Origin of the sequence: Magnetococcus sp. PR-3, assembly GCF_036689865.1 — a bacterium.
In the GTDB taxonomy this organism is placed as follows: domain Bacteria; phylum Pseudomonadota; class Magnetococcia; order Magnetococcales; family Magnetococcaceae; genus Magnetococcus.
Window position 1 is genome coordinate 67,573 of sequence record NZ_JBAHUQ010000029.1, and the last position, 26,216, is coordinate 93,788.

A 26,216-nucleotide genomic window follows, 5' to 3' on the forward strand; every position below is an offset into this window, starting at 1 on the left:
CACCATGGATCGAGCAGATACCCCCCAGAACAAACCGCCACACTCTTTATTGGCGACCACCGCTTGGCTGTTGGCTTTAAGCCCGGCCATGGCATGGGCTGACCCGGCGGCGACCGCTTTACCCAGTGAAGCGACGATTAGCCATGGTTCAGCAACGACGGTGATCAATGGTTCCACCATGACGGTGAACCAGGCGAGCCAACTTCTGATCAATAATCGACTGAACTATAATATTGGTTCAGCGGCTTCGGTTCTTTATAAGCAGCCTAACATAAGCTCCATTGCGGTTGAGCGTATGTTGGGTGGTACGGCATCGCAGATTTTTGGCTCGTTACAAGCCACGGGTAAGGTCTTTCTTATTAACCCATCAGGTATTGTGTTTGGTAAGGGGCACTCCGTCAATGTGGGGGGAATTGCCGCATCTACCGCAAATATAAGTGATCAAAACCTGATCTCAGGTAACTACGCCTTCAGCAACCCCAGTAATGCCAGTATTGTGCAGCAGTCTGGTCAGATTAACGCTTCTGAAGGGGGGCTGGTCTCTTTTATTGCGCGTAATATTGATGCACAAGGAACCATTGAGACCCCTAAAGGCGATGTGGTGTTTGCCGCAGGGCAAGCGGTTAACCTCAACCTGACCGACAGTGGCTTGGTTAGTGTGGCGGTTGATGGTGAGGTGGCTCAAGCACAAATTGATCAGTCTGGTGCCATTGTTGCGGATGGTGGGCGGGTCTGGATGACAGCCCGTGGGGCTGCGGGTGCTTTAAAATCCGCCATCAATATGAAAGGTCTTGTCCAGGCCAATACGATCAATACCCAAACCGGTGAAATTAAGATCGACAGTGGTTCTGGCGACATTCATGTCAATGGGACATTACAAGCATCTGGCATAAAGAGTAGTTTCTTAGATAGCAAAGGTGGGCAGGTCTCTCTGACTGGCGCCAATGTAGAGCTTAATCAGGGTACCGTTGATGTACGGGGTTCAACATTCAGCAGTGGCGGTAAGCTGTCTATTTCTGCCAACGAATTAAGGTTAATTGACAGTACTGTGTTGGCCTCCGGCGGAAGCTTCCAAGGTCATGGTGGTCACGTTGATGTTCAAGCCGACCGTATGGGTATGGTTAATTCAAAAATTGATGTGTCCGGTGGTTCCTTCCAAGGGCGTGGTGGTAAGGTTGTCCTAAATCTTAAAGGGTTAGGTCTGCTTGCTAGCTCTACGATTGATGCTGACGGTGGTGCGCACCAGGGCAGTGGTGGACAGGTCAGCTTAACTGCTAACTCAGCGCTTGTAAGTGGTGTATCCATCAAGGCACAGGGTGGTAGCCATCAAGGTAGCGGTGGGAATATAACCATCTCAGCCGCAGATACTTTCTTATCCCAGTCAAGGCTATACACAAAGGGTGGTAGCTTTAATGGTGAGGGTGGCCAGATCTCCGTTTCAGGCCATGATAATTTAAATATTTCTCACTCGACACTCTCCTCACAGGGTGGGGGTAAGGGTGGCCAAGTTGAACTACAAGGCCAAAACATCGCATTACTGAAAAGCACCGTTGACGCTTCTGCGGGTAATGGGCAGATCCTCAGTTACCAGTCCCTGCAAGCAGGTGAGTATGGTGAGCAAGGTGGGGACATTCGTGTCACCGCGGAGCAGTCACTTGCGGTGGAGTCCTCAACTCTGAATGTCCAAGGGGGCGGAGCTGCAGGCTCTGGTGGTACGCTAACACTCACTGGTGGTGATGTTTCGCTGAACGAAGCACAACTGGTGGCTGCTGGTGGCTCAAAGCATGGTGATGGGGGGAAAACCATCATTACAGGTGATGATGTATCGATCAAAGCCAGTAAGGTGGATGTCTCTGGTGGGTCTGGCCGGGGCAAAGGTGGTGAGCTTTATATCGGTGGTGGCTGGCAGGGTAAAGATCCTGCCATTAAGGAAGCTGACTCCGTTATTGTAAGTGATGACACCCAGCTGCTGGCAGAAGGTGGTGATGAAGGTGAAGGGGGCACGTTGGTTCTTTGGTCTGGCGGCTTGACTAAAGTGACGGACTCTACCCTTTCTGTCGAAAGTGCAGGGCAGGGCGGTAAAGCGGAGACCTCAGGCCACTATCTCCAGATGGATGGTAGCAACACCCTGAAAGCTGGGGTGGGTGGTCAGTGGTTATTTGACCCCTATAATTTGATTGTCTCTTCCACCCAGACTGATACCAATGTGACGGATGATGGCAGTGGTGGCTATACCGCCAACGCATCGGGTGCCTATGTTCAGAGCACCTCTATTGAGACCCTGTTAAATGCTGGAACCAGTGTCACCCTATCCACCAATGGTGGGGGATCTGAAGCCGGTAATATCACCATTAATGCGGATATTGCGAAAACCAGTGGTGATGATGCGACCCTGACCTTTGCGGCGGATAATAACGTCACATTGAGCAGCGGTTATGCCATCTCTTCTACCACCGGTAAGCTAAATGTGACCTTTGGTTCGGTTTCGTTGACCAGCGGTACCGCCACTTTGGAAGGCTCCATCAGTACCAATGGTGGTGATGTGGTCTTTTACAAAGCGTCTGAGCTGGCCTATGCCACGCCCATTACGACCTCCTACATTGCCAGTAATACCAACGCCTCCGGTGCCATTACGTTCCATAAAGATGTTAGCCTGAAAGCCAGTGGATACTCGGTTACGCTGGCGACATCGGGCTACCTTAACGGTGCGGTGTATGAGGGTGCTGGGGGGGCCATTGACTTTAAAGGTGCGGTTACCTCAGGTGCGCCCAGTGGTACCATCATTCCTCAAGCTTTAACCTTGCAAACTTCAGGTACCACCGCGGGTAGTGTCACCTTCCGTGATGATCTAGGTACAGCAGCAGCGCCTTTGGGGGTCTTAACCTTTACCGGCCCTTCCAAGGTGAGCTTTGCAACGGACAGTGCCGACAGTAGTGAAGGGGACCTGATCTATCTTAAAGGTACCTCTGGTACCATGATCACAGCCTCCAACACCACGGGATCCAACACCCGTCTGGAGTTTGACTCAACCAACTTTTACATCACCATTGTTGGTGGCACCATTGGTGGTACAACCGGTACCGCCAGTTATACGCAGGACTCCTTTGATCTGGGTGTCGCCGATGACAATGACGGTACGGCACGTAATCTTTATATTACGGCGCACCGTTCTATCGCCATTAGTAACTACAGCATTGATGGTACAACCAACGCCAGTAGCACCAAGCTGAATATCTACATGGATACTTATGATACCAGCTTGGACTCCACCATTAAGGGGGGGAGTATTCGTTTAGATACGGCGACCATCACCACCAATGGGGGAACCATTGATTTAGGGGATACCGGAAGAACAGGAACCGCCAGTAATTTTGCAACGGGTGATCCTGATGATACCTCGGGTACCTACGGTGTTGAGATCACCAACTCAACCATCACCACCAGTGGTGGTAACATCACCGTGAGTGGTCTGGCCCCAACCGATGGAACCGGTGGTGCAGGTGTCTGGATCTATAATGGTTCTACCCTGAGTGCTGGTGATGGAAATATTGCCATCAATGGTTCGGTCACAGCGGCCTCAACCTCGGATAACAAAGATGGTGTGATCATTGGTGAGGGGAGTAATAACCGAGTCACCCTGAGTACGACCTCCACCGGTAGTATTACCATTACGGGTGATGTATCCAGCGTGACAGCGGCGACCTCTGGTAACCGTTATGGTGGTGTGGTTGTCTCCCAGAACGCGTTAATCCAAACAGTTGGTGGTGATATTGCCATTACAGGTACCGGTGGTAGCGCGTATAACGATGATGACTCCTATATTGGTGATGAGAACTACGGCATCTATATGGAGACCAATGGTACCTCCATTATCTCCGAAACTGGTAATATCACCCTTAAAGGTAAAAGTGGTGGTAAAGATGGTAGTTATGGCATTGAGACCGCTGGCTATTTAATGTACATCGGTCAAAGTCAAGAGGCAGGCAATACCTCCACCTACTCTGGTATTGTGACGCTGATCTCTGATGACATGCTCTTTACCAACGATTCCACAAGCCGATTGCAGATCGAGACAACCGGGGAAGTACGGATTAACCCCTACAGCACGGCCACCAATATTGAGTTGGGTACCACCACGGGGCACACCTCTCTTTATCTTAAAAGCACGTATTTCTCAGGTAGCTACAACGTCTTTGATGAAGGTACCACCGATATCACCATCGGTAAGCAAGATGCCAGCAGTACTGCACTAACCGGTACACTGACCGTTGCCAGCGCGACAACGGTTAGGGATAGCCTGAATTTGGTCATGACAGGTACCGGCGGTAATGTGGTCATGACAGGGGCTTTGACCGTTGCCGGTAGTTCAGAAAACCGGGTTTTAGCCATCAACACCCAAAATGGCGCAACTGGGGCGGGTACCGTCACGGTGGATAAGCTACATTTGCTGGGTAGTGGTGCTTACACACTGACAGGCTCCAATGCGATCAATACCATGTCTGCCGATTTCACGGGTGGAGAGCTCTACCTGGTGAACAGTCAGGCTTTGGATGTTGGCACAGTTGCCAGTACCAGTTATGGAACCACCACAACGGATAACGGTATTACCCAGGATAACCAAAATGCCACCATTAAACTGTCTAGTGGTAATTTAACCATTAGCCAGAATGTCAATGTGGGCACGGGTATTGTGGGTCTGATTGCAGAGAGTGGTACCATTGCAGATAGTGGGACTGCGGTGATTACGGCGGACCAACTCGGTTTGAATACCTCAGGCTCTGTGACACTGGATAACGGCCATGTCGTTGTGAACATTGGTGGTACTGTGGGTACCACCAGCAGTGGTGCGGATCTAACCTACGTTAGCACCACAGGCATTAACTTTGATAAAATCACCGATGGTCAGAGTAATGTTTACACAGGTCTGACTGTGGATGATGCTTCTTACCTAACCGCAACCAGCGGTACCATTGTGCAGGATGAGACCAACAGTGCGCTCTATTCTGCAACCAGTACTTCCATGACGGCGACAGGTAATATTGACCTGGGTCTTTCGACCAATGCGGTTGGCAGTATGGGGGCGACCACCACCGGAGGCTATATCTGGCTGCAAAATAGTAAAGCCTTGACGGTGACAACCGTTGGTTCTGAGACGGGCTTGACTGCGACAACGGGTGTGACGTTGCATACCTCCAATGGAGATATCACCATCGCCCAAAACATTACCTCAAATGGTGATGTGGTCAGCTTGGACAGTGACTCAGGTGCGGTCAATGAAACCGGTACTGCCATTGTTACCGCAGATAAGCTGATGGTTCAGGCGACCAGCAACTCCACCATGGCCAACAGTAATGTCGTCGATGAGTTTGCGGCTAATGTGAGTGCAGATCTAACCTACAACGCCTCGGCTGCTATTATCTTTGATACTGTGTCGGATACAGAGTCCGTTACCCTTGAAGGGGTCACGGTTACAGGCAGTGCCTTTATTACCGCTGAAGCCGGGAGCATTACCCAAACGGCCAATATGGAAGCGGTGGTGGGTAGCCTGTACCTGAAAACCACAGGGGGTGGCATTACCTTGACCGATGCCACCAACGACATCACCACCTTAGCGGTGGAAACCGCCACATCAGGCTCCGCGGTGGAGATTGTCGATGCCGATGGGGTAGAGATCGGTACCGTAACGGTGAGCAGTGTCTCTAAAACCGGGGTGACCACCACCAACGGTAACTTTACCCTGACCGCAACGGAGGATACGGGTGATGGTGGTCATATCTCTCTGACGCAGTTGGTATCGTTGGGTACTGGAACCGGTATTCTGATCACCAATGATGGTGCTGTGACCGATACAGGTAGTGGTCAGGTCACCTTACAGAGCCTCTACATTAAAGCTGCAGACAGCAGCGCGTTGGATAATACCGCCAATGATGTAGATAATCTGGCCGCCATTTTAACCGGTACAAGTTCCAGCTTTACCTTTGCGGATATCGATGACCTGACTATCACTACGGTGAACAGTCAGGCAGGCATCACCACAGTGCAAGGAGATGTTCAGATCACTGCTTCTGCCGATGACAGCTCTACGGCGGGTAATCTGACCATTGATGCCAATACCACCATCACCACCAATAATAGTGGTACCAAAGCGAATATTACCCTGAAATCCCTACTAGGCAGTGTGGTTGAAAACGCCACCTCCTCTTTGGTGGGGTCAGGCCTTCAGGTCTATGCCAAAAGCAACACCAACCTGAATATCGGTAGTCATGATATCGATACACTGGCTGTCAATATGACCGATACCAGTGCCCAGTTTACCTATACCCAAGCTCAGAATCTAAGCATTGGTACCGTGAATGGGGTGAGTGGCATTACCACCAATGGTGGCAATGTCAATGTGGTGCTCTCCACAGGCAGTTTGACCTTGGATCAGTCCGTGACCACGGGCTATAGCAGTGGCGATGCTAGTGGTGCCGTGGTGTTCTTGGATACCACAGGCAGTGGTAGTATTACCGAAAGTAGTGGCGTTACCATTACTTCCTACCAGTTGATTGCACGGGCTAATACAGGCATCACCCTGTATCAATCCAACCAGACTAATCAGCTGGCGGCCTATGTGAGCAACGGTACGCTGACCTATAAAGATACCGACTCTGTTACGGTCACCTCCATCTCTGTTTCTGAGTGGAACAGTGGGACCTCCTCCTTCGATAGCAACAGCTACAGTGGCTTGGATACCTCAGCAGCCAATAAAGAGCAGCATGTTGAAGTCTCCTCCGGCACCTTAACACTGGCGCAAAATGTAAGTGCTGGTACGGGTACCGTTAGTATGGATGTAGGAGGGGCTATTACCCAGACAGGGGGTGCGGTAACCGCTGGTAAGCTACGTATGCGCGCCAATGGAACCATTAAGGTGGCCCAGAGCAGCAACGATGTGGATGATTTGTCTGCCCTAATCACAGGTTCTACCGGTACTGTCTATTTTGTGGATACCGATGATGTAAACATCACCTCCATCACAGGTACCCTGGGTAGCAATAACGTGACCACCGCAGGTATAGATAGTTCAGGCAGTGATGGCGAGGCTTACATCAAAAGTGGTGGGGCCATGACCATGGATCAAGCCTTAACCACGGGTGCGGGTATCATGACGCTGGATGCGGGGGGCAGCATTACGCAAAACAGCGGCAGTACCGTGACGGCCTCCTCCTTACAGGTTAAAGCCTCTGGCAATGTTTCTCTACTTGAAGCCAACGATGTCGATACGTTAAGTGCCAGTGCTTTGGGCACATTTAGCTTTGAAGATAGCGATGATCTGGCGCTTGGTTCGGTAACCAGTACGCTGTTGGCCAGTACCACAGCCGGTGTAGATACCAGTGCATCCAATAGTGATATCTATATTAAGAACACCACCAGTACACTAAGCATGTCGCAAAATGTCTCTGCTGGTACTGGTAGGGCCACGTTCCAGAGTGCAAGCACCATTACCCAGAGTGCCAATGCGGTTACAGCGGGTAGTTTACAGATGATTGCTGGTGCCACCATTACCATGGTTCAAAGTGGTAATGATGTGGATAACTTGGCGGTATCGATTTCAGGTACGGGGACTTTGGCCTATGTGGATAGTGATAACCTGGCTATTGAAGATGTAAACCGCACCATCGATGGGGCAACGCTGGATACCGACGGTATTACCACAGCCAGTGGTGAGATTTTAATTAAGAACACCTCAGGGACCCTAACCTTGGGGGATAACGTCAGTGGTAGTGGTCAGATCGTCAGTTTGGATTCTGGTGGTGCCATTACCCAGTCTGATGGTGTTGTCACCGCGACCAGTCTACGGATTCGTGCAGGTGGCGCGGCGACATTAAGCCGGTCAAATGTCATCTCTACACTGGCTGCAGAGTCCAGTAGTGGTAGCTTTACCTTTAACAACTCAACCGCATTTACCGTGGGCACCATCACCGGTACCTTGCGTAATGCCGATAGCAGTAATGTGGTGACCACAACCGGGCTCTCTACCACCAACAGTGATGCCACGCTCTCTTCAGAAGCAGGTATCATCACCCTTAGTCAGGCTGTTACTGCAGGGAGTGGTACCATCAGTGTTACTGGTGATGATGGTATTCAAAGTACCGTTGCCATTAGTGGTGCGACCATCGGTTTGACCGCCACCAGTGGTGATATTGTGCATAGTACGGGTGCCATCACCGGTACCACGGCATTAACCTTGGCTGCTGCCAGTGATATCACCCTGACCAGCAGCACGGTGACAGCACCAACCATGTCAATGACCACCACCACAGGGGATATTACCCTAACCAGCAGTCCATTGACGGCGACAACCTCACTGACCATGAGTGCGGGTAGTGATATTAGCATGACCAGCAGTGATGCCACGGCTGGTTTGATCTCTATGACCGCAACCAGTAATCACATTACACTCAGTGACAGCGATTTAACGGCCTCCACCTCAACCTTTGGTATGACGGCTGGTGAGGATATTTCACTAAGCAGTGACAGTAACCTGGGTGCAGCAACGACCTTGACCATGACAGCGGGTAGTGATGTCATCTTAACGGGTAGTTCCGATTTGACGGCGGCCACGCTAAACATGACCGCAACCAGTGATAACATCAGCATTACCAGTAGTGATATCACTGTAACGACCATGGATATGACAGCAACCGCAGGCTCCATTACCCAAGATACAGGTACCCTTAGTGGTACAACACTGTCGTTAACAGCAACGGCCGGTGCTATTACTCAGACCACAGGTACCATGACGGCAACCAATGCTTTGTCATTAACGGCTGGAACCGATATTACCCAAACGGACGGTACCATGACCGGGACCACCAGCCTGTCCATGACAGCAGCCAGTGATATCACCCAAACGGACGGTACCATCAGTGGTGGTACACTCTCTTTGACGGCAACCAGTGACAACATTGTGCAGAGTGCAGGTACCATTAGTGGTACAACCATTACGGTTAATGCGGGCACCGGGTTAACGCAAAATGGGGGGAGTGTTACGGGTACGACAGTCTCCTTAACCGGTGGTAGTGGTGGAATAACCCAGAGTAGCGGTACCATTACCGCCACGACCTTGGGGTTGACCGCAGGTAGCAGTGGTATTTCACAAACCGGTGGTAGTGTCACATCAACAGGGTTGCTGATCACAACGGGGGGCAATGTCTCCATGAAGCAGACCGGTAACGATGTGGACACGCTGGCAGCATCCTCCACCAGCGGTACACTCTATTTCCGGGATACCGATGATGTCACAGTGGGTACGGTTTCAGGTACTTCAGGTTTAAATGCCACAGATCTGATCTGGCTAAGGGCAGGGGGTAACCTAACCATTAGCTCAGGGCATGAAGTGTTAAGCTCTGGGTCAGGGTCTTATGCTGTGGTGTTGGTCTCTGGGGCTGCGTTTACCAACAGTGACGATAGTGATGGGATCCAAACCGCCAATTCGCGTTGGATGGTATACGACCTTAACCCCAGCTTTGAAGATCGCTTTAATGGCCTTACCTATTCCAACCTTCGCTTGGAAACACTCTATGATAACTATACAGAGAACCAAGTGCTTGAAACGGGCAATGTCTATTTAACCAATACAGCTGCGTTTAATACCGAAGGCTATACACCGCCGTTAGTGGGTAGTGAGCCCCCGCCAAATGTAAACTCAGTGGGTACATTGCCAACTTTGGGGGGGGGGACAGGTACAGAAACCAATGAAATGACCCCAGATAGTGCGTATGATACGGATGTTGCACCTCAGGAGCCCTTTGGTTTAGCGACCGATGAGCCTGGTGGTGATGCTCCAAATACCGGTGGTACGGTTACCGCGGCAGCTCCTGCGGCGACCCCTTCGGTTGTACCTCTAGATGTTGAGCTGCCTGCAGGTCGCCGGTTTGATATCGACCTAGAGGACTATGTGGGTGAAAATGGTGTTGTTGACGAAATTGATGTAGAGGGTGGTGCGTTGCCAGAGTGGTTAACCTATGATGCCGAAACCGCCACAATGTCTGGTACAGCCCCCATGGATATGGCAGAACCTTTGACCATTAGTCTTAAAGTTAAAGGACCTGGTGGGGTGGATCGTGGTGTGGTTACCATGACCATTAATCCTGGGGATCCCATAGGCCAATAGTCGGATAGAATATGAATGAGTAGGGGTGGGGACGGCCAAATGGTTCGTCCCCACATCCGTTTAAGAGGGTAATGCATATGTTTTTGATGAAATCTGTGGTGGGTATGATCTGTGCCGTATTGCTTTGGGTTCCATTTGCTGAGGCCAAAGATGCCCCAAAACCTAAAAAGCGTTTACCTGCCTTTGAGGTTGAAGGATATAAAGGTGCCAAGTTTGGTATGGCCGAAAAGCAGTTATTGGCAGCTTTAAAGAAAAACTTCCCAAAGCCCTATAAAAAGATAGGGAAAACAGAGCATAAGCATAATCAACAGAAAGTCTTCTCTCTACAGGTTAATAACCTTATCGAGGGGGCAGGGCCCGCTGTTGTGACCTATTTTATGGGGTACCGGTCCAAGCGTTTGGTACATGTTAATGTAACGTGGGGTAATTTGGTTAACCCCAGCAGTAAAGCCAGCTTTGATGATTTAAAAGTTGCGGCAGATCATTTGGCCAACTATTTCCAAAGCTACCGGTTTAAGCCAGACTCGTTAATTGTGGGTAAGATGCAGAGTCAGCAGGATATTCTCTATTTCCGAGGACGGGACCAAAAAAACCGTGAAGTCCGCTTACAGTTAAGTGTGCGCGGTGTGGACACCGGAAAGAAAGATAAAGAGGGTAAGGTCATTATTGATCCACGTAGTTACCTGCAGCTTTCTTACATTGCAGACCCCATAAAGCCAGACATCTATCGCATTCAACCCGGTGCGTTTTAATTATGGCGGGTGAAGAGTGGCTTCATGCCACCAATGCACAGGGGCAGTGGGTAAAAACAGGGCCCCGTTCTGCGTTAATGGAGGAGATCCGTCACCATGCGCGTAAGTGTGGTGATGCCCCATTAGCGTTACCTGTTGTACATATTATTCTAATGACCTCCACTGGTCAGGTACGTTTGGTCCAGCGCGGAGATAAGCCTGAGAACCCCTATATGTGGGATAAAGCCGTTGGTGGACATGTGGTTACAGAAGATCCGACTCTGCCCCACGCAGCATTTGAGGAAAATGTCTATAAAGAGATGGGAGAAGAGATCGGTCTAACCAATATTGAGATCGCCCCATCTCCATTTGACTATATACATCGGTTGCACTCAGGCACATTAGATCTTCAGGAACATGCCCTTATACGCATGATTGACTATGACCCCTGGCAAGGGGTTTTTGTTCAGGTAAAGGATGGTAAGCCGTGGGTTAAGCGGCTGAATGTGGTGGTTTATGCTGGGGTTTATGATGGCCCTCTGACCTTTGTTGATGGGGAAGCGATCAACAGTCGGTCGATGGATCTTAATCTACTCCATGCTCAGTTACAGCAGAGCCCCTGGCTGTATGCAGATGGGGTTCGTATTTTTATGCAGCGTTATCGGCCATTAATGATGGCTGGTCTTCAAGAACACTCTGTAGGTTAACGGTTATGAATGTGCCAAATTCGATTCAAAAGTGGAATTTAGATAATCTTTATCACGGCTTAGATGATCCGCAACTGGAATTAGATCTTGCAGAAGTAGAGGCCCGTTATAAGGATTTTTTCACCCGCTTTAGAGGGCACCTTGGCCAAGAGCTTGGGGATGCGTTAAGAGCCAATGAGACGATTAGTGAGCTCACGGGTAAGCTCTATCTCTATCTTCAATTATGCTTTTATGCTGACCTTAATAATGAGGCTGTGAAAAAAAAGCTGTATGAAGCCAAAACACGACTAGATCGTGCGTTTGGTGAGTATGGGTCATTTTTTACCATTGAGATTGCACAGATGGATGATGGTATTTTCCAAATTTTGCTTGAGGAAGAAACCTGTACATTTTTCCGACCCTGGCTTGAAGAGGTCAGACGTAACCGACCCTTTATGCTGAGTGAGGAGGTCGAAGGTGCGTTAACCAAACGCTCAACGTTTGGTTCAGATAGCTGGGCAGAGTTTTATGATGAAATTGAAGCAGACCTTCGCTTTACGTATCAAGACCGTGCCCAAACGTTGACTGAAATGCTGCACACCCTGAATACCAGCCAGGATGGAGATCAGCGTGCGGAGGTACAGCGTTTGGTTAATGCTGGGTTGGATGGCGCATTTTCTAAGTTTTCTGCCCAAACCTTAAACATGGTTGTAGGTGAAAAGCGGGTTGAAGATCGTGAGCGTGGCTATGAACACCCCATGCAGTCGCGCAACCTGGGTAATAAAGTTCCCGATGCTGTGGTTGAAGCCCTACATGAAGCTGTGGCAAGCCGTGCCGCTCCTCTGGCCCAACGTTATTATCAGCTTAAAGCTAAAATGTTGGGGCAGGAAACGCTGCGTTGGAGTGATCGTAACGCGCCTTTACCTTTTTCAGCAGAGAGTAATATCCCCTATGAAGAGGGATTGGACCTTGTGGTTCAGGCCTATCGTAGTTTTAGCCCTGAAATGGCGAAGATGATTGAGGCGTTTGATCAGCAGGGTCGGTTTGATGTTGCCCCTAGAGAAGGCAAACAAAGTGGTGCTTTTAACTACTCTGTGGTACTTCCTGGTGGTGAGCCTATTTCCTATATCCTGCTTAATCACCAAGGATCAACCCGTGATGTTATGACCCTGGCTCATGAAGCTGGTCATGGTATCCATGGCATCTTAGCTGGGCATGCTCAGGGGGCTCTCATGGCCAGCGCCCCTATGGCGTATGCTGAAACAGCCTCCATTTTTGGGGAGATGACTACCTTTAACTTTTTAAGAGAACGGCTCAGAGACCAAGGAGACAGTATTGGCCTGTTGGCACTACTGACTGAGAAGATTGAAGATATTCTTAACTCAGTGGTACGACAAATTGGGTTTTCTAACTTTGAGCGTCAAGTACATGGGGCCAATGGTCGTCTCTCTGCAAAAGATATGGATACGATCTGGATGGAGACCGCTTCTGACCTCTATGGTCCAGAAGGCAGTGTCTTTACCTATGAAGACACCAATGCACTGTGGAGCTATGTCGGCCACTTCCATCGCCCCTTCTATGTCTATGCTTATGCTTTTGGCGAGTTGCTGACACAAAGTCTCTATGCCAGTCGTGCAAGAATTGGTGATAGCTTTGAGGCTCGTTATTTGGATCTGCTTCGGGCAGGCGGCACCAAAAATGTGGTCGAGCTGCTTGAACCTTTTGGGTTAGATCCAACAGGTGCGGCATTTTGGAACGATGGGATCGCCATTAGTCTGGGTCAGTTCATTGATGAAGCTGAAAATGTTGCCAAACAGGCTGGTGTGTTGTGAGTACCACAAAACAAGACTCTGAAGCACCATTTTGGGAGACAAAATCATTGGTCGAGATGAACACCCAGGAGTGGGAGTCTCTCTGTGATCGATGTGGTTTGTGTTGCTTGGTTAAAGCTGAGGATGAAGAGAGAGGGGATATCTACCTGACCAGCCTGATCTGCCCTTTCTATGACCTTAGTTGCCAAGCATGTGGATGCTACGATCAACGTAAAATACAAAACCCTGAGTGCAGCACCATTACCCCACTGACGGTACAACACTATGACTGGCTACCTGATCATTGTGCTTACCGTCTGTTAGCTTCAGGTAAACCACTGGCCTCTTGGCATCCCCTTAAAAGTGGAACGGTAGATACCGTTGTTAATGTGGTCAACTATTTTAAAGGGGTTAAAATACGTCATCTACAACCCCACTCTAACTTAGAAGATCATTTGATCTTGGATTAACAGCTTTCTACCGATTTATACACGATACCCTAAGCGTAACCCGCCCCAGTGCTTACCGTGGACATAAATAGGGGCTGATAGATCTTTCATAAGCACAAAGTTGCCCCCTCCCATATCCCGCTTGTAGGTTTGCAATAAGAAGTTTTTGGTATTGCGACCTGCGGCTAATCCTGTGCGGTCATCAAAAATTCGTCGATTTCTGCAGTTACCTGCATTCCAGTCTGGATCATCCGGGTTTTGCGGGTGCGAGAATTTATTGTTGTGGGTGGGTAAGAAGCCATTCTTATCAACGGCCGCACAAAAAGCGACCTTCTCATCAAAGTCGAGCATAGCTTCTTGTAGGGGGGGTAACTCACTGTCTGTAATCGCAACACAGGGCACCAAGTGTTGCTGAGGGTTGGTGTTGGGTATGGGTTGATAGTCTGTATCAAATAGTTCTTGTTGGGTTATTCGGCCATTGGCAATAGCGTTTTCAAATATTTTTCCGATCTGGGCCGCCCGTTCCTGAATAACGGCAATAAAGCGGGTATCATCGGTTTCCACGCCAGACTCTTGGGTGAGGCGCATTAATTTTTCACCACTATCCAGCAGACCTTTAACTTGTCTGTCTGCATCACTAAGCAGTTCTGCAGATTGAGTGATGCCAGAGGTCGCCATACCCAGAGATTCGTTTAAACAGCTGCACTGTTGATTAATACCATCGGCCTCTCCAGTGATATGTTTGGACTGTTTATACACACCACCCATGACATCTTCTAAGGCTCCGATGGTCTCTTCTAAGTTTTCGGATTGATCTTTCACAGCATGGGCTTGCTCAACACTTTTACTACCATTTTCTAGAAGTTTTTCAGCCGTTACAAAAAGGGCTTCCAGTGTTGTACCAATCTCTTGGGTTGAGCTGCTGGTTTGAGTGGCAAGAGATTTTACTTCATGAGCCACCACAGCAAAGCGAGCCCCTGCTTGTCCGGCTCTTGCGGCCTCAATGGCTGCATTAAGGGCCAGCACGTTAGTCATATCGGCGATGCTTTTAATGGAATCTGTGACTTTAGCGACGGTGCGGAGTGCTTTTTGGAAGGCGTCCAATAGGTCTTTGGTCTCATCAACGCGCCCAACCAGTTCATTGATAACACGCATAGCCTCGTTAAACTGCTTGCGAGAAGCATGGACCTGGTTTGATGCTGTATCGGCCGCTTCAGCCATAGAGGTGACGGTATCCATAATCCGATGATTGTTACCGGACAGTTCTTGCATACCGCGTTGGAAGTCGATAAGGCGGTCTGCTTGATCGGATACTTGAGTATTGACCCCATGGACACTTTGAGCAATATCCGCCAATTGAACACCAAGCCCACCAGCTTCGCGTGCAAAATTTTGGATCGTATTCTCTAAGTCTTGATGCTGCGGTTTCGACATACCTGCTCTCCCAAGAAGGGCTTCCACACCAATCTGGATGGTAAATAGAGGGCGTACTACAATACACCTAAAAGAATGGGTATATTTCTAAAGATAGGAAATTATGCACTGAATTATGTGTATTTAGCATTAAAATATTAAATGAATGCATTAAGCATCCCATAAATGGGTCTAAAAATCGAGTTGAATTCGTGCTATTGCAGGATTTGGAACGGAAAATACAATATAAATATCAAATAAATGGTGTTAAATATGTGCTTATACATATCTATTCCTGATAATGCTTGTTGGTCTTTAATTCTATGTCATCACCTAAAGATTGAGCTTTGCTAAATGATAAGATAATGAATAAACGGTGTATTCTTGCGTAGTTCGATGGCGTAGAGACATATAAGTTACCGCTAGGAAAGGGACTTTTTGGTCTAAATACAATTCATCACCATGCAACCCTGCGTGTCTAGTCTTGGACAAAAATCATTTGTGATTGGAGCTTTGAAGGTGGGGTCTGATCGTAAAAAAGTACTGGTGTGTTAAAAGCATGTTTCTTTCATCGTAAAAGCCTTGATATGAACATAAGCTAAAGCGGTGAGTCGATCACTGCCATGTTCCCACACAGGCTCTCAGCATTTTCAGGGTATGGCAGTTTCATTCAATTCGAGGCTTAAAGTTAAAACGTAGTACGGTGTTCATTAACCTGATAAGAAACGAGCGGTAACTGTCTCTTCATGGCGGGGTTTAAGGTATGTAAGGTGCGAGCGACAACCTCTTTACATTCATCGGTCAGAATAGTGGCCTGGCATTTTTCGCGCACCAATACTTTGGGTACACTTGCCCCCTTCATGGCTAAAGTATGGGATAAAAAAAGAGCGCAGCCATAATGACTGCACTCTTTTTTGCATCCCACCGTCCCCGGTGGCAGAAGAAGTTTACGCCGCAGCGTGAAAAACCTCTTCAAACCGATCCATATTTTTATCAAATTTATTGATCAGTTGTGAAGCCTTGGCCCGGAACTCCATGGTATCCAGGTTCTCTTCGTCTTCATACTTGCGCAGCAGCTTATGGAGCTTGCCAATAAGCTTTTGGGAATCACCCACACAGGTTGCACATTTTTCTACCAAGGCATCTTCTGAGGCGCCTTCAAGGGCTTTACCACCCTGAAGTTGATGCATCAGTGTATTCTGCTGGATAACATAGGCCATGATGAAAGTCTTCAGAGCCTGAAGGTGGCAAAGCGTTCTATCAGGGTCATTCTCGTTTTTGCACTTTTCGAGCAACTCTTTTAGATGATCGAATTCAGGGCTCATGCTGGACATGTCGCTCATGGATCCCTCCCAAGGATGGAGCAATGTGATAAATAATCGTTTCAAGCCATACATTATGCCGTTCTGTCAGGGGGTGCAAATCAAAAAATACGAATCCGGGAAAAATGTTTTTTTGAATTATATCAGCATATTATAAAATGTTTAAAATGATATTAAAAACTATAAGCGAGAAAAATAAAAAGCCCTGAACGGTTGGGTTCAGGGCGGGGTAAAGAGATTGGCAAAATCCGTTTTAAAGCTAGGGACTTAATATAGATCAAGCCTCATGTGGAATATTGTAGAACTTCTGTTCTTCCGGGTTAGGGATGACACCCTGTTGCACTATGTCACAAATTTCTTGCATGCCCATGGGCACCGTTTTTGAAATTTTAAAACCAAGACGTGCCTGAATTTTTTCAAACCGGACACGATAATCTCGTGGATCCTCTTTTTTCTGCACACGTTTGACTTGTGCATGAGGGAAAATTTTCAGTAGCTCCTCAAGGATCATGCCTTTGGTATAGTTCTCTTCACTATCGCCGACATTAAAGACGTCATAGGCGACTTTTTCACGGGGGGCTTCTAATACTGCAAGCATGGCACGTGAAAAATCAGCGACGTGGCAATAGGGGCGCCAGAACTGTTCACCAAAGACCACCAGTTCCTTATCCATAGCAAGCTCTTTGGTAAATTCATTCACCGTTAGGTCAAAGCGCATACGGTGGGAAATGCCATAAACCGTGGCAAATCGGAGCGCTGTTGGACAAAACGTCTCACGGGGTGCCATGTTGAGCAGCTCTTTTTCAAACTTCACCTTTAACTCTGCATACAGGGAGACAGGTGCCAGCGGGGAGTCTTCCTGCACAAAGCCACCAGGGTCGGCCATTTTGCCATAGTTGCTACAGGTTGATGCAAATATGAAGCGTTCTACATTGTTCTTTTTACTGGCTTCTAGCAGGGCAAGAGATGCTTCCCAATTGGTGGCATAGGCTAAATCCGATTCTCTGGAACAAGCGGGGTCTCCCACAATAGCTGCCAAATGAATCACCGCATGAAAGCTCTGTTGCTCAAACAGAGCATCCATAGCTTGGCCATCACGGATATCCACCTTGGCTAAGGTGAAATGGGGATGTTCCCAGATATCCAGTAGTGCCTCACCACCAAACATCAAGTTATCCACACATACCACTTGGTAGTTTGATTCTAAAAGGCGTCGCAATAGGATAGAGCCTACATAACCTGCACCACCTGTGACCATTATGCTTTTCATGAGAACCTCTTTTGTTGGTCTATGTTGAGCCACATTTAGGCTACGCCTGAGAACTGTTGCAACATCTGTTTGGCGGCTTGGTTGCTGTCATCTTTAGCAAGGATCTGCTCAACCTGGATTTTAGCTTCTTCAATAAGCTGATTCTTCTCTAACATTTGAGCATATTTTAGGCGGGTTATCAGATCATTCGGTGCCAGACCTAAATAGTGATTAAAGGCTAATTTAGCGGCATCTATCCGGCCTGTTAGACCCAACATGGTGGCGTAATAGGGGAGCTTACCAGGGTTGTGCGCTGACATGGCATCCAAGACCGGTAAACTCTCTTCAATGCGGTTGCTCTTTAGAAGGATTTGTAAGATACGCGTCTTAGCCTCTTCTAACAGCTCTTTCCGTTCCACCTGTTCATAGTGGCCCAAGGCTACTTCAAAATCTTCTTTTAACTCATGGATATAACCATTGGCCAAAGCGGCAAGATCTTCTTTAAAGTCAAACTGACTTCCAAGTATTCCCGTGCGCAGTTGTGTGAGCATCTCTTTGTTGTTTTGGCGGAATAAATTACGCAGTTTATTACGTGCCGTCATGGGGCTGGTTTCAGCCTTTAGACGTTTTTTCAATGTGGTCTCTGTGTGTGTCATCTGCTCTTTAAATGAGTCATCAAACGCTTCAAAGCGCTCTTGCATCTTTGCTGGGAAGAGATGACGTTCAAATGCACTGCGTTGTTCCAGTAGGACCAATCGGTTGGGCTGTTGATCCTCTTCCCACTGTTTGAACAGATTTTTTAAATTTGGCTTTGGTTTCTCTTCCTCTTGGCGTATCTGTACCCGCCGGATGGTTTCGTTGAGAAACTGTAAAACACTCTGAGCGCTTTGTTTGTATGCTTTGTAGTAACGTTCACCGGTTTGCTCAATCTCTTCATCCGTCCAGCCTTTATCTTTGTCAGGCCGGATTAGGCGTAAGAACTCTTTAATTCCCCACTGTTTAACCATGGTCGAAAAAACCGGGTGTTTTTTATCTAGATCTTCCTCAACTTGGTCCATACGCAGTTTGGCGGAGTAATCCCCCTGCTTGCCTTTTTTACCAAACAGTCGTTTGTTACAAGCAAGACCCTCTTCAGCCAGTTTACGCACTTTGGTTACTTCACTACGGGCGTGGGTCAACTCCTTGAGAACCATCTCGTAATGGGCAAGACGGTTGGCCCGACTATCCTCAGGTAGTGCCACATCAAGTGTTTCGCTAACCGATAGACCCAACGGTTCGAAGGTGAGATCATCCCAGGCTTTATGTTCAACCCGTTCAATTTTGGCGGCTAAGGGGGCAGGGTTAATAAGCTGACAGGTGTGCTCCTCGGCATAGAGGGCAAGCTGAGCGAGTGCGGGTATGGCACTAAAAAAATCGTAGCGTGTTTCGGCGATCTCACCATTATTGGTCTCAACCTGATAACGGGAATTGGCCAAGAAAGGTCCCACGTCACTCTCAAGTGAACCTTGAACGTGGGTAAAACCCTCTTTGCTAAAGCACAAATCAATGCCACATAAAATAATACGGGAAAAACCCATATCAATGGCACATCCCAGCGCTTGGTGAGAAACGGTAATGCCTGGATAGCCTTGAAGTTGCTCTTTGGCATCGAATTCGTTTTTCCAGGGGTACAATGAACCAAGGTAGGCACTTCGACCTTGCCACTGACCCAAGAGCATGGGGCATACGTGGTATAGATTAATAAAAAAGGTTTTTTCCCAGTAATGAAGCATCTCTCGGCTGTTGTTAAAAGAGAGTTCATGAGGATCGATAGAAAAGATAAAGTCAGGGACTATGCCATGTTGTTGTAGATTTTTTGCAACACGAGCAACCGCCATGACGACAAGGTTATCTCGGTTGGCTTTTACCATTTCATAGGCTTCAGAAAGGGAAGGGCCCCCAGCTAGGATTACGGCACTTTTCCCTTCAAATAAACCATGCATAGATTTTGCGCGAAGACGATTTTCTGACAGATTTTGCAGGCCAGTTCGGGCAAAGACATGGTTACCCGTCTGCATGATAATCGCTTTTCCAATCTGTAAGAACTCATTGGTCAAGCTATCCCAGACAGAGAGGTAACCCGGGTGTATGGCATCCAAAGCTCCAACAGACTCAAGTCTACCGATGGCATCCAGGTAAAAATAATCTGTAATATTGAACGTTTCTTTGGCGCGCTCCATCCAATTTTCAGGTGTGGTAACTTCAACCCGGCCTTTGATTGGTTCGGGAAGCATTCCCTCTTTTTCCAGACGTTCCAGGACATCGGGTAGTTCGATAAAAAGAACCCGAATGCCTGAATCTGGCTTGAGAACCTCTTGATGTATGTAGTGAACCAACAGTCCAGAGTCGGTTCCCAAGACGATATTTAATCGATCAGGTCCCCAAATTTTTTCATTATAGTGCTGCTTGAAAAAGGCGATGGATCCTGTTCTAGAAAAGGATTCGCCATTGATTTCTTGAAGGTAGCGTTCGCCAAACTGGTTGGTGAGTACTTGACCGAGATCGAAGGAGGTAGGTTCAGTCATGATCTGTTAGCAACCGTTGCAGCAGAGGAGTTTATAAAAGCTACCTTTCATCTTCTTAAGGTAGCGTGCCATCTGTGCAGAATTGCAAAAACTGTACCCCTATATATAACTGAACGAGAAGCTGTTATTCCAAGGGATCTAAAAACTTATTATCCCGTGATACTTGGCACCATTTTGCACAATCTTTTTTATCGCATCCACTTCCAACAAGTTCAAAAACATCTTGTTTTTTAGGGCTATTCCATATGGTCTTAAAATCATGTTGATGAATATTTCCATAGCCACTATCTCGGTACCAGTGCCGAAAACAGGTGTTTAGGTTGCCGTCAAAATCCATGTTTGTACGGAACTGAATACCGTCACAGCGTTGCCAATCGGCTGGGGCAATCTGCAAAGATTCACCCGGCTTAGGAAAACTCGGCCAACGCACTTCCACTCTTGGATCTTGGGCGGCGTTTTCTAGGATGGGAAAAATATCTTCGGTGACCGCATTTTTTTGTCCATCACGGTTAATGCGATTTCGAACGATTAACCGATCCATATTCAAATCTTGAAAAAGGTGTACTAAATCCGGTAGAGAGCGCCAGTTGTCGTCATAAGTAACCATTTGCATAGCTAGCTTCACAGGTAGGTCATGCGCTTTACGGTAAGCCATAGCCTCAGTAAGGTTCTCTTTTAAGCGGTTGAAATCCTCTACTTTACCACGATGGATTTGATGGTATGTTTTCTGATCACCACCATTGACGCTAAAGCGTGCCCAGGTGGTATAGGGCAGGATGGTAGGGATACGTTTGGCTGTTAGTGGAATACCATTGGAGCTAAAGGTCATATCCAGCCCCAGTTGACGACCGTGCTGCATAAAGGTGGCAAACTCTGGGTGGAGTAGGGGCTCTCCTGAGCCGGCAAAATAGACCTCTTTGCCGCCCATGCTATGGAAGTCCTCTAAAAACCGTAAAAATAGATTCCGGTCCATCTGTTTGGTTTTATCGTAAGGGGAAAAAAACTGCGGTCCACAGTGACTGCAGTTATGATTGCAACCATCGATGACGGACACTTCTATGGCAATAGGGCCTGGGTTTTCTCCTGCGCGCCAAGCACGGATGCGTTCAGGAAAAGCCTCTAATTTGCCACCACCAATTTTGATGGGTTTTAGCTGTTCTACCATCCATCCAACTCCCTATTCAGACCAGTCCTTTACGGTTATGAGCTTCTCACGAGCTTTATCAATAGGACCATATCGGTTCATATTAACCTTATCGGCCAACGATGCCGATGGATTAGATAGGGAAAACTCTTTTTTAGAGAAAGCGGTTTCATATGTCAGCTGTTTCTTGGAGCTATACCTCGCCGAGCTCTATCCTCTCCTACCCCTGTCCAGGAGGTGGCTGCTCCAGATGGTTTCTGGCATTACCTTCCCAGCATCTAGTCTTATTGGTTGATGAATTTCAGGGGGTTATTGCCCGTTTTGGTCAAGGTAGGCCAGGTCACCATGATGGCCAAGCCACTCAAGCAGGGTTGGATACACCGATATCACTCGGTCTTTCTCAAGATTGGCTCTGGATCATAGATGGCCAACAACAGGGTCGATTGCGTCTGTTGGATTTGATTGAAAATGAGATAAAAACCCTTTCCCCCCATGGTGTTAAGGTTTGTCACCATGTCTCGGTTGATGCGCAGGGTAATTTATGGCTGTGTAATCGTGAAAATGGCTTTATAGGGTGTTGGCTAGGTCTAGGTATATCAGGAGATATTGAGCGTCTGACTCAGCCAGCAGACCATCTTTTTTCTATGGATGTTGGATGTTCTCCCTTTTTAAAACCCATGGTATGGCAAGAAAAGGTGGGTGTTTTTATTTACCACACGCATCGTCAAATGATTTTGTTTCTCTCAGAAAAGGGTGATGTCACGGAATTAACGCGTTTTCCTAAGAAATATGGTAGGGTCTTGGATGGGGTTTGGGGCGGTCATTATGTGTGGCTTGTGACAGCGGATCCTCAGGCTCCTTTGCACGGCATTTCTTTAGTGGATCATGCGGCTGTGCGCCCTACCGAAATATTGGAAGTAAACGGGTTTGGGGCGTTATCGTCTCTCGGTATGGCGGAAGATGGACGTGTATTACAGTTGGCTTTCTCAAAGTGTCTGGTGCGTTGGCGTCTAGGTAGCCAAGTACCAACACCATGGCTTAGGTAACAGAGGTAGGACATTTTCATGGCTTGGGATATGACGCGGATGACCAATCGATCGCTTACGTACTCTATGTGGATGGCAGCACTTGTTGTTATCGTACTTTTTGGGGTGCGTATCAGTGTTGTGCACGCAGCGGATGCTCTTTCGCTTGCAGAGCAGGGCGTTAAGGCCTCTAAGCAAGGGGATTTTAAGAAAGCGGTTGATCTGTTTACGCAATCTCTTGCTGCTGGGCAGCTAGATCGTGTTGGGCAAGGGGTTGTTCTTAGCAATCGTGGCCAACTGTTGTTGGATTTAAATCAACTACCCTCCGCACAAAAAGATTTTGATCAAGCGTTATCCGCCTGGCCGTTAGCCCACAAAGCTCGGTTAGGGCTAGGTCAGTTATCTGTTATCTCGGGTGACTGGCAACAAGCCGTTACACATTTGGATCGTTATGTTCGCCAAGTCTCACGTTTTCGCCGGATGGAAGGGCATTTGTGGTTGCTCTTGGCTCGCCTAGGTCTACAAGAACAAGATGCTTCTACGCAATTACAACAAAGCTTGGGAGATAGCCAAGTTAGTGCATGGCACAAGCAACTTCTTAATTTTCATGCAGGTCAGTTGACCGCTAAGCTTTTGCTAAAAAATGCAGGTGATAATCGATCTGAAGCTTCTTTTCATATAGCCATGGCAGCTTATGCTAAAAAATCATGGTTGGTCGCTAATCATCAATTTGCGTTGGTTCTGAAAGAGAAAAACAATCGCTTCACCACGGCTGCAAAAAAACAGTCTGGTATCTTATCGCGCCATAAAGCTGTCATCGCTCAAAAAACAGCGGACATGACACGTATAAAAGCAGAAGCGAAGAAGAAAGCGGAAGAGGCTCGCCTGAAGGCAGAGGCCAAGAAGAAAGCGGAAGAGGCTAGCCTGAAGGCAGAAGCGAAGAAGAAGGTAGAAGAGGCCCGCCTGAAGGCAGAAGCAAAGAAGAAAGCGGAAGAGGCTCGCCTGAAAGCGGAAGCAAAGAAGAAAGCTGAAGAGGCTAGCCTGAAAGCGGAAGCAAAGAAGAAAGCTGAAGAGGCTAGCCTGAAAGCGGAAGCAAAGAAGAAAGCGGAAGAGGCTCGCCTGAAGGCAGAGGCCAAGAAGAAGGCAGAAGAGGCTCGCCTAAAAGCAGAGGCCAAGAAGAAGGCAGAAGAAGATCGCCTGAAAGCGGAAGCAAAGAAGAAAGCGGAAGAGGCTCGCCTGAAAGCAGAAGCAAAGAAGAAAGCTGAAGAGGCCCGCCTGAAAGCAGAGGCCAAGAAGAAGGCAGAAGAGGTCCGCCTGAAGGCAGAGGCCAAGAAGAAAGCGGAAGAGGCTCGCCTAAAAGCAGAAGCGAAGAAGAAGGCTGAAGAGACTCGCCTAAAAGCAGAAGCGAAGAAGAAGGCTGAAGAGACTCGCCTGAAAGCGGAGGCCAAGAAGAAGGCTGAAGAGACTCGCCTGAAAGCGGAGGCCAAGAAGAAGGCTGAAGAGACTCGCCTGAAAGCGGAGGCCAAGAAGAAGGCAGAAGAGGCTCGCCTGAAGGCAGAGGCCAAGAAGAAGGCAGAAGAGGCTCGCCTGAAGGCAGAGGCCAAGAAGAAGGCAGAAGAGGCTCGCCTGAAGGCAGAGGCCAAGAAGAAGGCAGAAGAGGCTCGCCTGAAGGCAGAGGCCAAGAAGAAGGCAGAAGAGGCTCGCCTAAAAGCAGAGGCCAAGAAGAAGGCAGAAGAGGATCGCCTGAAAGCGGAAGCAAAGAAGAAAGCGGAAGAGGCTCGCCTGAAAGCAGAAGCAAAGAAGAAAGCTGAAGAGGCCCGCCTGAAAGCGGAAGCGAAGAAGAAGGCAGAAGAGGCCCGCCTGAAAGCAGAAGCGAAGAAGGCAGAAGAGGCCCGCCTGAAGGCAGAAGCAAAGAAGAAAGCGGAAGAGGCTCGCCTGAAAGCGGAAGCAAAGAAGAAAGCGGAAGAGGCTCGCCTAAAAGCAGAAGCGAAGAAGAAGGCTGAAGAGGCTCGCCTGAAAGCGGAAGCAAAGAAGAAAGCGGAAGAGGCTCGCCTGAAAGCAGAAGCAAAGAAGAAAGCGGAAGAGGCTCGCCTGAAAGCAGAAGCAAAGAAGAAAGCTGAAGAGGCCCGCCTGAAAGCGGAAGCGAAGAAGAAGGCTGAAGAGGCTCGCCTGAAAGCGGAAACGAAGAAGAANGGAAGCGAAGAAGAAGGCTGAAGAGGCTCGCCTGAAAGCGGAAACGAAGAAGAAGGCTGAAGAGGCTCGCCTGAAAGCGGAAGCGAAGAAGAAGGCTGAAGAGGCCCGCCTGAAGGCAGAGTCCAAGAAGAAAGCTGATCTCTTACACGTTCAAAAAAATGCCGTCTCTTCCACAGTTAATGAGGTAGAAAAAAATGCAAAGTTTGAGCATAAGCGTAGTGCTGCGCAAGGTGTCGCTGTTCAGCTTATCTTAGGCGGTAAAGGTGGGGCAAAACAGAAAACATCACAGAATATTGGGCAACGTGCGTTGGGTGAGCCTGACTGGGATGAGCTGAAAATGCCTTCTTCCCATGAAAAAACAGATCAAGCTGCTGTGGTTCAACAGTCTGCTCTACCTGACCCAGACTGGAATGATAACGTTAAACAGGTGAATTCTAGTTCTCAGCAATCTACAAAGACAGAAGCTCAAACACTCGTAGATGTCAAAGCTCAGGTACCTGTGGTTGATGTGAAACCATTGGTGAAGATGCCTACTTTAGAACAAGTGGCTCAATCTCGTATGGGAGCCAAGCCTGCGGCCAAGCCTGCGGCCAAGCCTGCGGCCAAGATTATTCAAGATGTTCCTGCTATGCCGGGTGCTGTGACTGTAATGAGCAAACGTTACGACAACGTTTATGCCATTGAGTTAGGGTCCTATCGTAACATGGTATGGTTCAAAGAAAATCTTGTGATTATTAAACGCTCAGGTCTGCGTTACTATGTCCGTGACATCATCAGTCAGGGAAAGCCTTTTAAGCGTGTTCGCTTTGGACCCTTTACAAATAAACAACAGTTGAGCGAAGCCTGGAAAACGATTTACCAGGATACCCCTTTTAAACCGGTTCGAGTCATGCGGTTTATACGTAAATAGCTTACATATCGATAGATTTTTGGCTTAAAAAGGCGCTGAATAATTGTTCAGCGCCTTTTTTTTTCAAGAAATTTTACAGAGAGGTGGAGGGGCTTGATAGTGTTCGTATAGGGCATCAATTTTGGCGGCACATATAAAATCATTGGTGGATAGCCCTTGAATAGCGTGGGTCCAATAGATGATATCGCACGATCCCCAACCAATGGTTATAAAAGGGTGATGGTTCTCACTGTTGGCTATGAAAGCGACCGCATTAGCAAAGCCCATGGCTTCATAAAAGTCTTTAAAAATGAAATGTCCTTTTACCTTAATACTCTCTTCCAATTCCCAGGCGCCGGATAATTGTGCTAAATGATTTTGCGCTGTTGAGGGGGTAAGTTTTGGAATGCCGCCTTCACACGGTAGGCAACGTTTCTGCTGTAGTTCATTCATGACACACCTGTTGGGTTATAGAGGATATACTGTTCTGACCTAAGCTCCCTGAAAAAGTTTGGCGAGAATGAGCGTGGTGTTCCATGGTTGTGTTAAATATTGGGTAAAAAAAAAGAGCTCTAAAAGAGCTC

The 26,216-nt window shown here is 48.1% G+C and carries 13 protein-coding genes; 7 read left to right on the forward strand and 6 right to left on the reverse strand.

Annotated features, from left to right (window positions below; translation table 11 throughout):
• The first annotated feature begins 4 nt into the window (after positions 1-4).
• The 5 genes from V5T57_RS15205 to V5T57_RS15225 all read left to right on the forward strand — a co-directional run bounded on the left by V5T57_RS15205 (position 5) and on the right by V5T57_RS15225 (position 13,854).
• Positions 5-10,156, forward strand: coding sequence for a two-partner secretion domain-containing protein (locus V5T57_RS15205; RefSeq protein WP_332892095.1), 10,152 nt, complete (start codon positions 5-7; stop codon positions 10,154-10,156).
• A gap of 77 nt (positions 10,157-10,233) precedes the next feature.
• Complete coding sequence (locus V5T57_RS15210) at positions 10,234-10,908, forward strand: hypothetical protein (RefSeq protein ID WP_332892096.1); 675 nt, start codon at positions 10,234-10,236, stop codon at positions 10,906-10,908.
• A gap of 2 nt (positions 10,909-10,910) precedes the next feature.
• A complete protein-coding gene (locus V5T57_RS15215; protein ID WP_332892097.1) occupies positions 10,911-11,594 on the forward strand; it encodes an NUDIX hydrolase in 684 nt (227 codons plus the stop codon).
• A gap of 5 nt (positions 11,595-11,599) precedes the next feature.
• Positions 11,600-13,405 (forward strand): M3 family oligoendopeptidase, encoded by a 1,806-nt coding sequence (locus tag V5T57_RS15220; protein WP_332892098.1) that lies wholly within the window; start codon positions 11,600-11,602, stop codon positions 13,403-13,405.
• The gene (locus V5T57_RS15225) at positions 13,402-13,854 is read left to right on the forward strand and encodes a YcgN family cysteine cluster protein (protein ID WP_332892099.1); all 453 of its coding nucleotides are present in this window, start codon (positions 13,402-13,404) and stop codon (positions 13,852-13,854) included. Before V5T57_RS15220 ends, V5T57_RS15225 begins: the two co-directional genes overlap by 4 nt.
• 15 nt (positions 13,855-13,869) lie before the next feature.
• Here the strand turns inward: V5T57_RS15225 and V5T57_RS15230 are convergent, their stop codons facing one another.
• From V5T57_RS15230 to V5T57_RS15250, 5 genes are all read right to left on the reverse strand, one after another.
• On the reverse strand, positions 13,870-15,267 hold the full coding sequence (locus V5T57_RS15230) for a methyl-accepting chemotaxis protein (protein ID WP_332892100.1): 1,398 nt from the start codon (positions 15,265-15,267) through the stop codon (positions 13,870-13,872).
• 926 nt (positions 15,268-16,193) lie between these two features.
• Positions 16,194-16,589, reverse strand: coding sequence for a hypothetical protein (locus tag V5T57_RS15235; protein WP_332892101.1), 396 nt, complete (start codon positions 16,587-16,589; stop codon positions 16,194-16,196).
• Between the two features lie 256 nt (positions 16,590-16,845).
• A complete protein-coding gene (locus V5T57_RS15240) occupies positions 16,846-17,838 on the reverse strand; it encodes an NAD-dependent epimerase/dehydratase family protein (protein ID WP_332892102.1) in 993 nt (330 codons plus the stop codon).
• A gap of 35 nt (positions 17,839-17,873) precedes the next feature.
• Positions 17,874-20,381 (reverse strand): 6-hydroxymethylpterin diphosphokinase MptE-like protein, encoded by a 2,508-nt coding sequence (locus tag V5T57_RS15245; RefSeq protein ID WP_332892103.1) that lies wholly within the window; start codon positions 20,379-20,381, stop codon positions 17,874-17,876.
• Between the two features lie 124 nt (positions 20,382-20,505).
• Positions 20,506-21,546, reverse strand: coding sequence for a radical SAM/SPASM domain-containing protein (locus V5T57_RS15250; RefSeq protein WP_332892104.1), 1,041 nt, complete (start codon positions 21,544-21,546; stop codon positions 20,506-20,508).
• Positions 21,547-21,977: 431 nt separating this feature from the next.
• Between V5T57_RS15250 and V5T57_RS15255 the strand changes: the two genes are divergently transcribed.
• Together V5T57_RS15255 and V5T57_RS15260 are read left to right on the forward strand one after the other, a co-directional pair.
• Entirely contained in the window at positions 21,978-22,571 is a 594-nt protein-coding gene (locus V5T57_RS15255) for a hypothetical protein (RefSeq protein ID WP_332892105.1), read from the forward strand.
• Between the two features lie 2,509 nt (positions 22,572-25,080).
• Positions 25,081-25,653 carry an SPOR domain-containing protein gene (locus V5T57_RS15260; protein WP_332892106.1) on the forward strand — a complete coding sequence of 191 codons (573 nt, stop codon included), beginning with the start codon at positions 25,081-25,083 and terminating at the stop codon, positions 25,651-25,653.
• Between the two features lie 63 nt (positions 25,654-25,716).
• Here V5T57_RS15260 and V5T57_RS15265 read toward each other — a convergent pair whose 3' ends face one another.
• The gene (locus V5T57_RS15265; protein ID WP_332892107.1) at positions 25,717-26,085 is read right to left on the reverse strand and encodes a 4a-hydroxytetrahydrobiopterin dehydratase; all 369 of its coding nucleotides are present in this window, start codon (positions 26,083-26,085) and stop codon (positions 25,717-25,719) included.
• Positions 26,086-26,216 lie beyond the last annotated feature (131 nt).

Excerpts from the sequence above, each read along its gene's own strand:
- V5T57_RS15250 (WP_332892104.1), bottom strand. The coding sequence starts at position 21,546 with ATGGTAGAACAGCTAAAACCCATCAAAATTGGTGGTGGCAAATTAGAG.
- V5T57_RS15230 (WP_332892100.1), bottom strand. The coding sequence starts at position 15,267 with ATGTCGAAACCGCAGCATCAAGACTTAGAGAATACGATCCAAAATTTT.
- V5T57_RS15245 (WP_332892103.1), bottom strand. The coding sequence starts at position 20,381 with ATGACTGAACCTACCTCCTTCGATCTCGGTCAAGTACTCACCAACCAG.
- V5T57_RS15240 (WP_332892102.1), bottom strand. The coding sequence starts at position 17,838 with ATGAAAAGCATAATGGTCACAGGTGGTGCAGGTTATGTAGGCTCTATC.
- V5T57_RS15235 (WP_332892101.1), bottom strand. The coding sequence starts at position 16,589 with ATGAGCGACATGTCCAGCATGAGCCCTGAATTCGATCATCTAAAAGAG.
- V5T57_RS15205 (WP_332892095.1), top strand. The coding sequence starts at position 5 with ATGGATCGAGCAGATACCCCCCAGAACAAACCGCCACACTCTTTATTG.
- V5T57_RS15260 (WP_332892106.1), top strand. The coding sequence starts at position 25,081 with ATGCCTTCTTCCCATGAAAAAACAGATCAAGCTGCTGTGGTTCAACAG.
- V5T57_RS15265 (WP_332892107.1), bottom strand. The coding sequence starts at position 26,085 with ATGAATGAACTACAGCAGAAACGTTGCCTACCGTGTGAAGGCGGCATT.
- V5T57_RS15220 (WP_332892098.1), top strand. The coding sequence starts at position 11,600 with ATGAATGTGCCAAATTCGATTCAAAAGTGGAATTTAGATAATCTTTAT.
- V5T57_RS15215 (WP_332892097.1), top strand. The coding sequence starts at position 10,911 with ATGGCGGGTGAAGAGTGGCTTCATGCCACCAATGCACAGGGGCAGTGG.
- V5T57_RS15210 (WP_332892096.1), top strand. The coding sequence starts at position 10,234 with ATGTTTTTGATGAAATCTGTGGTGGGTATGATCTGTGCCGTATTGCTT.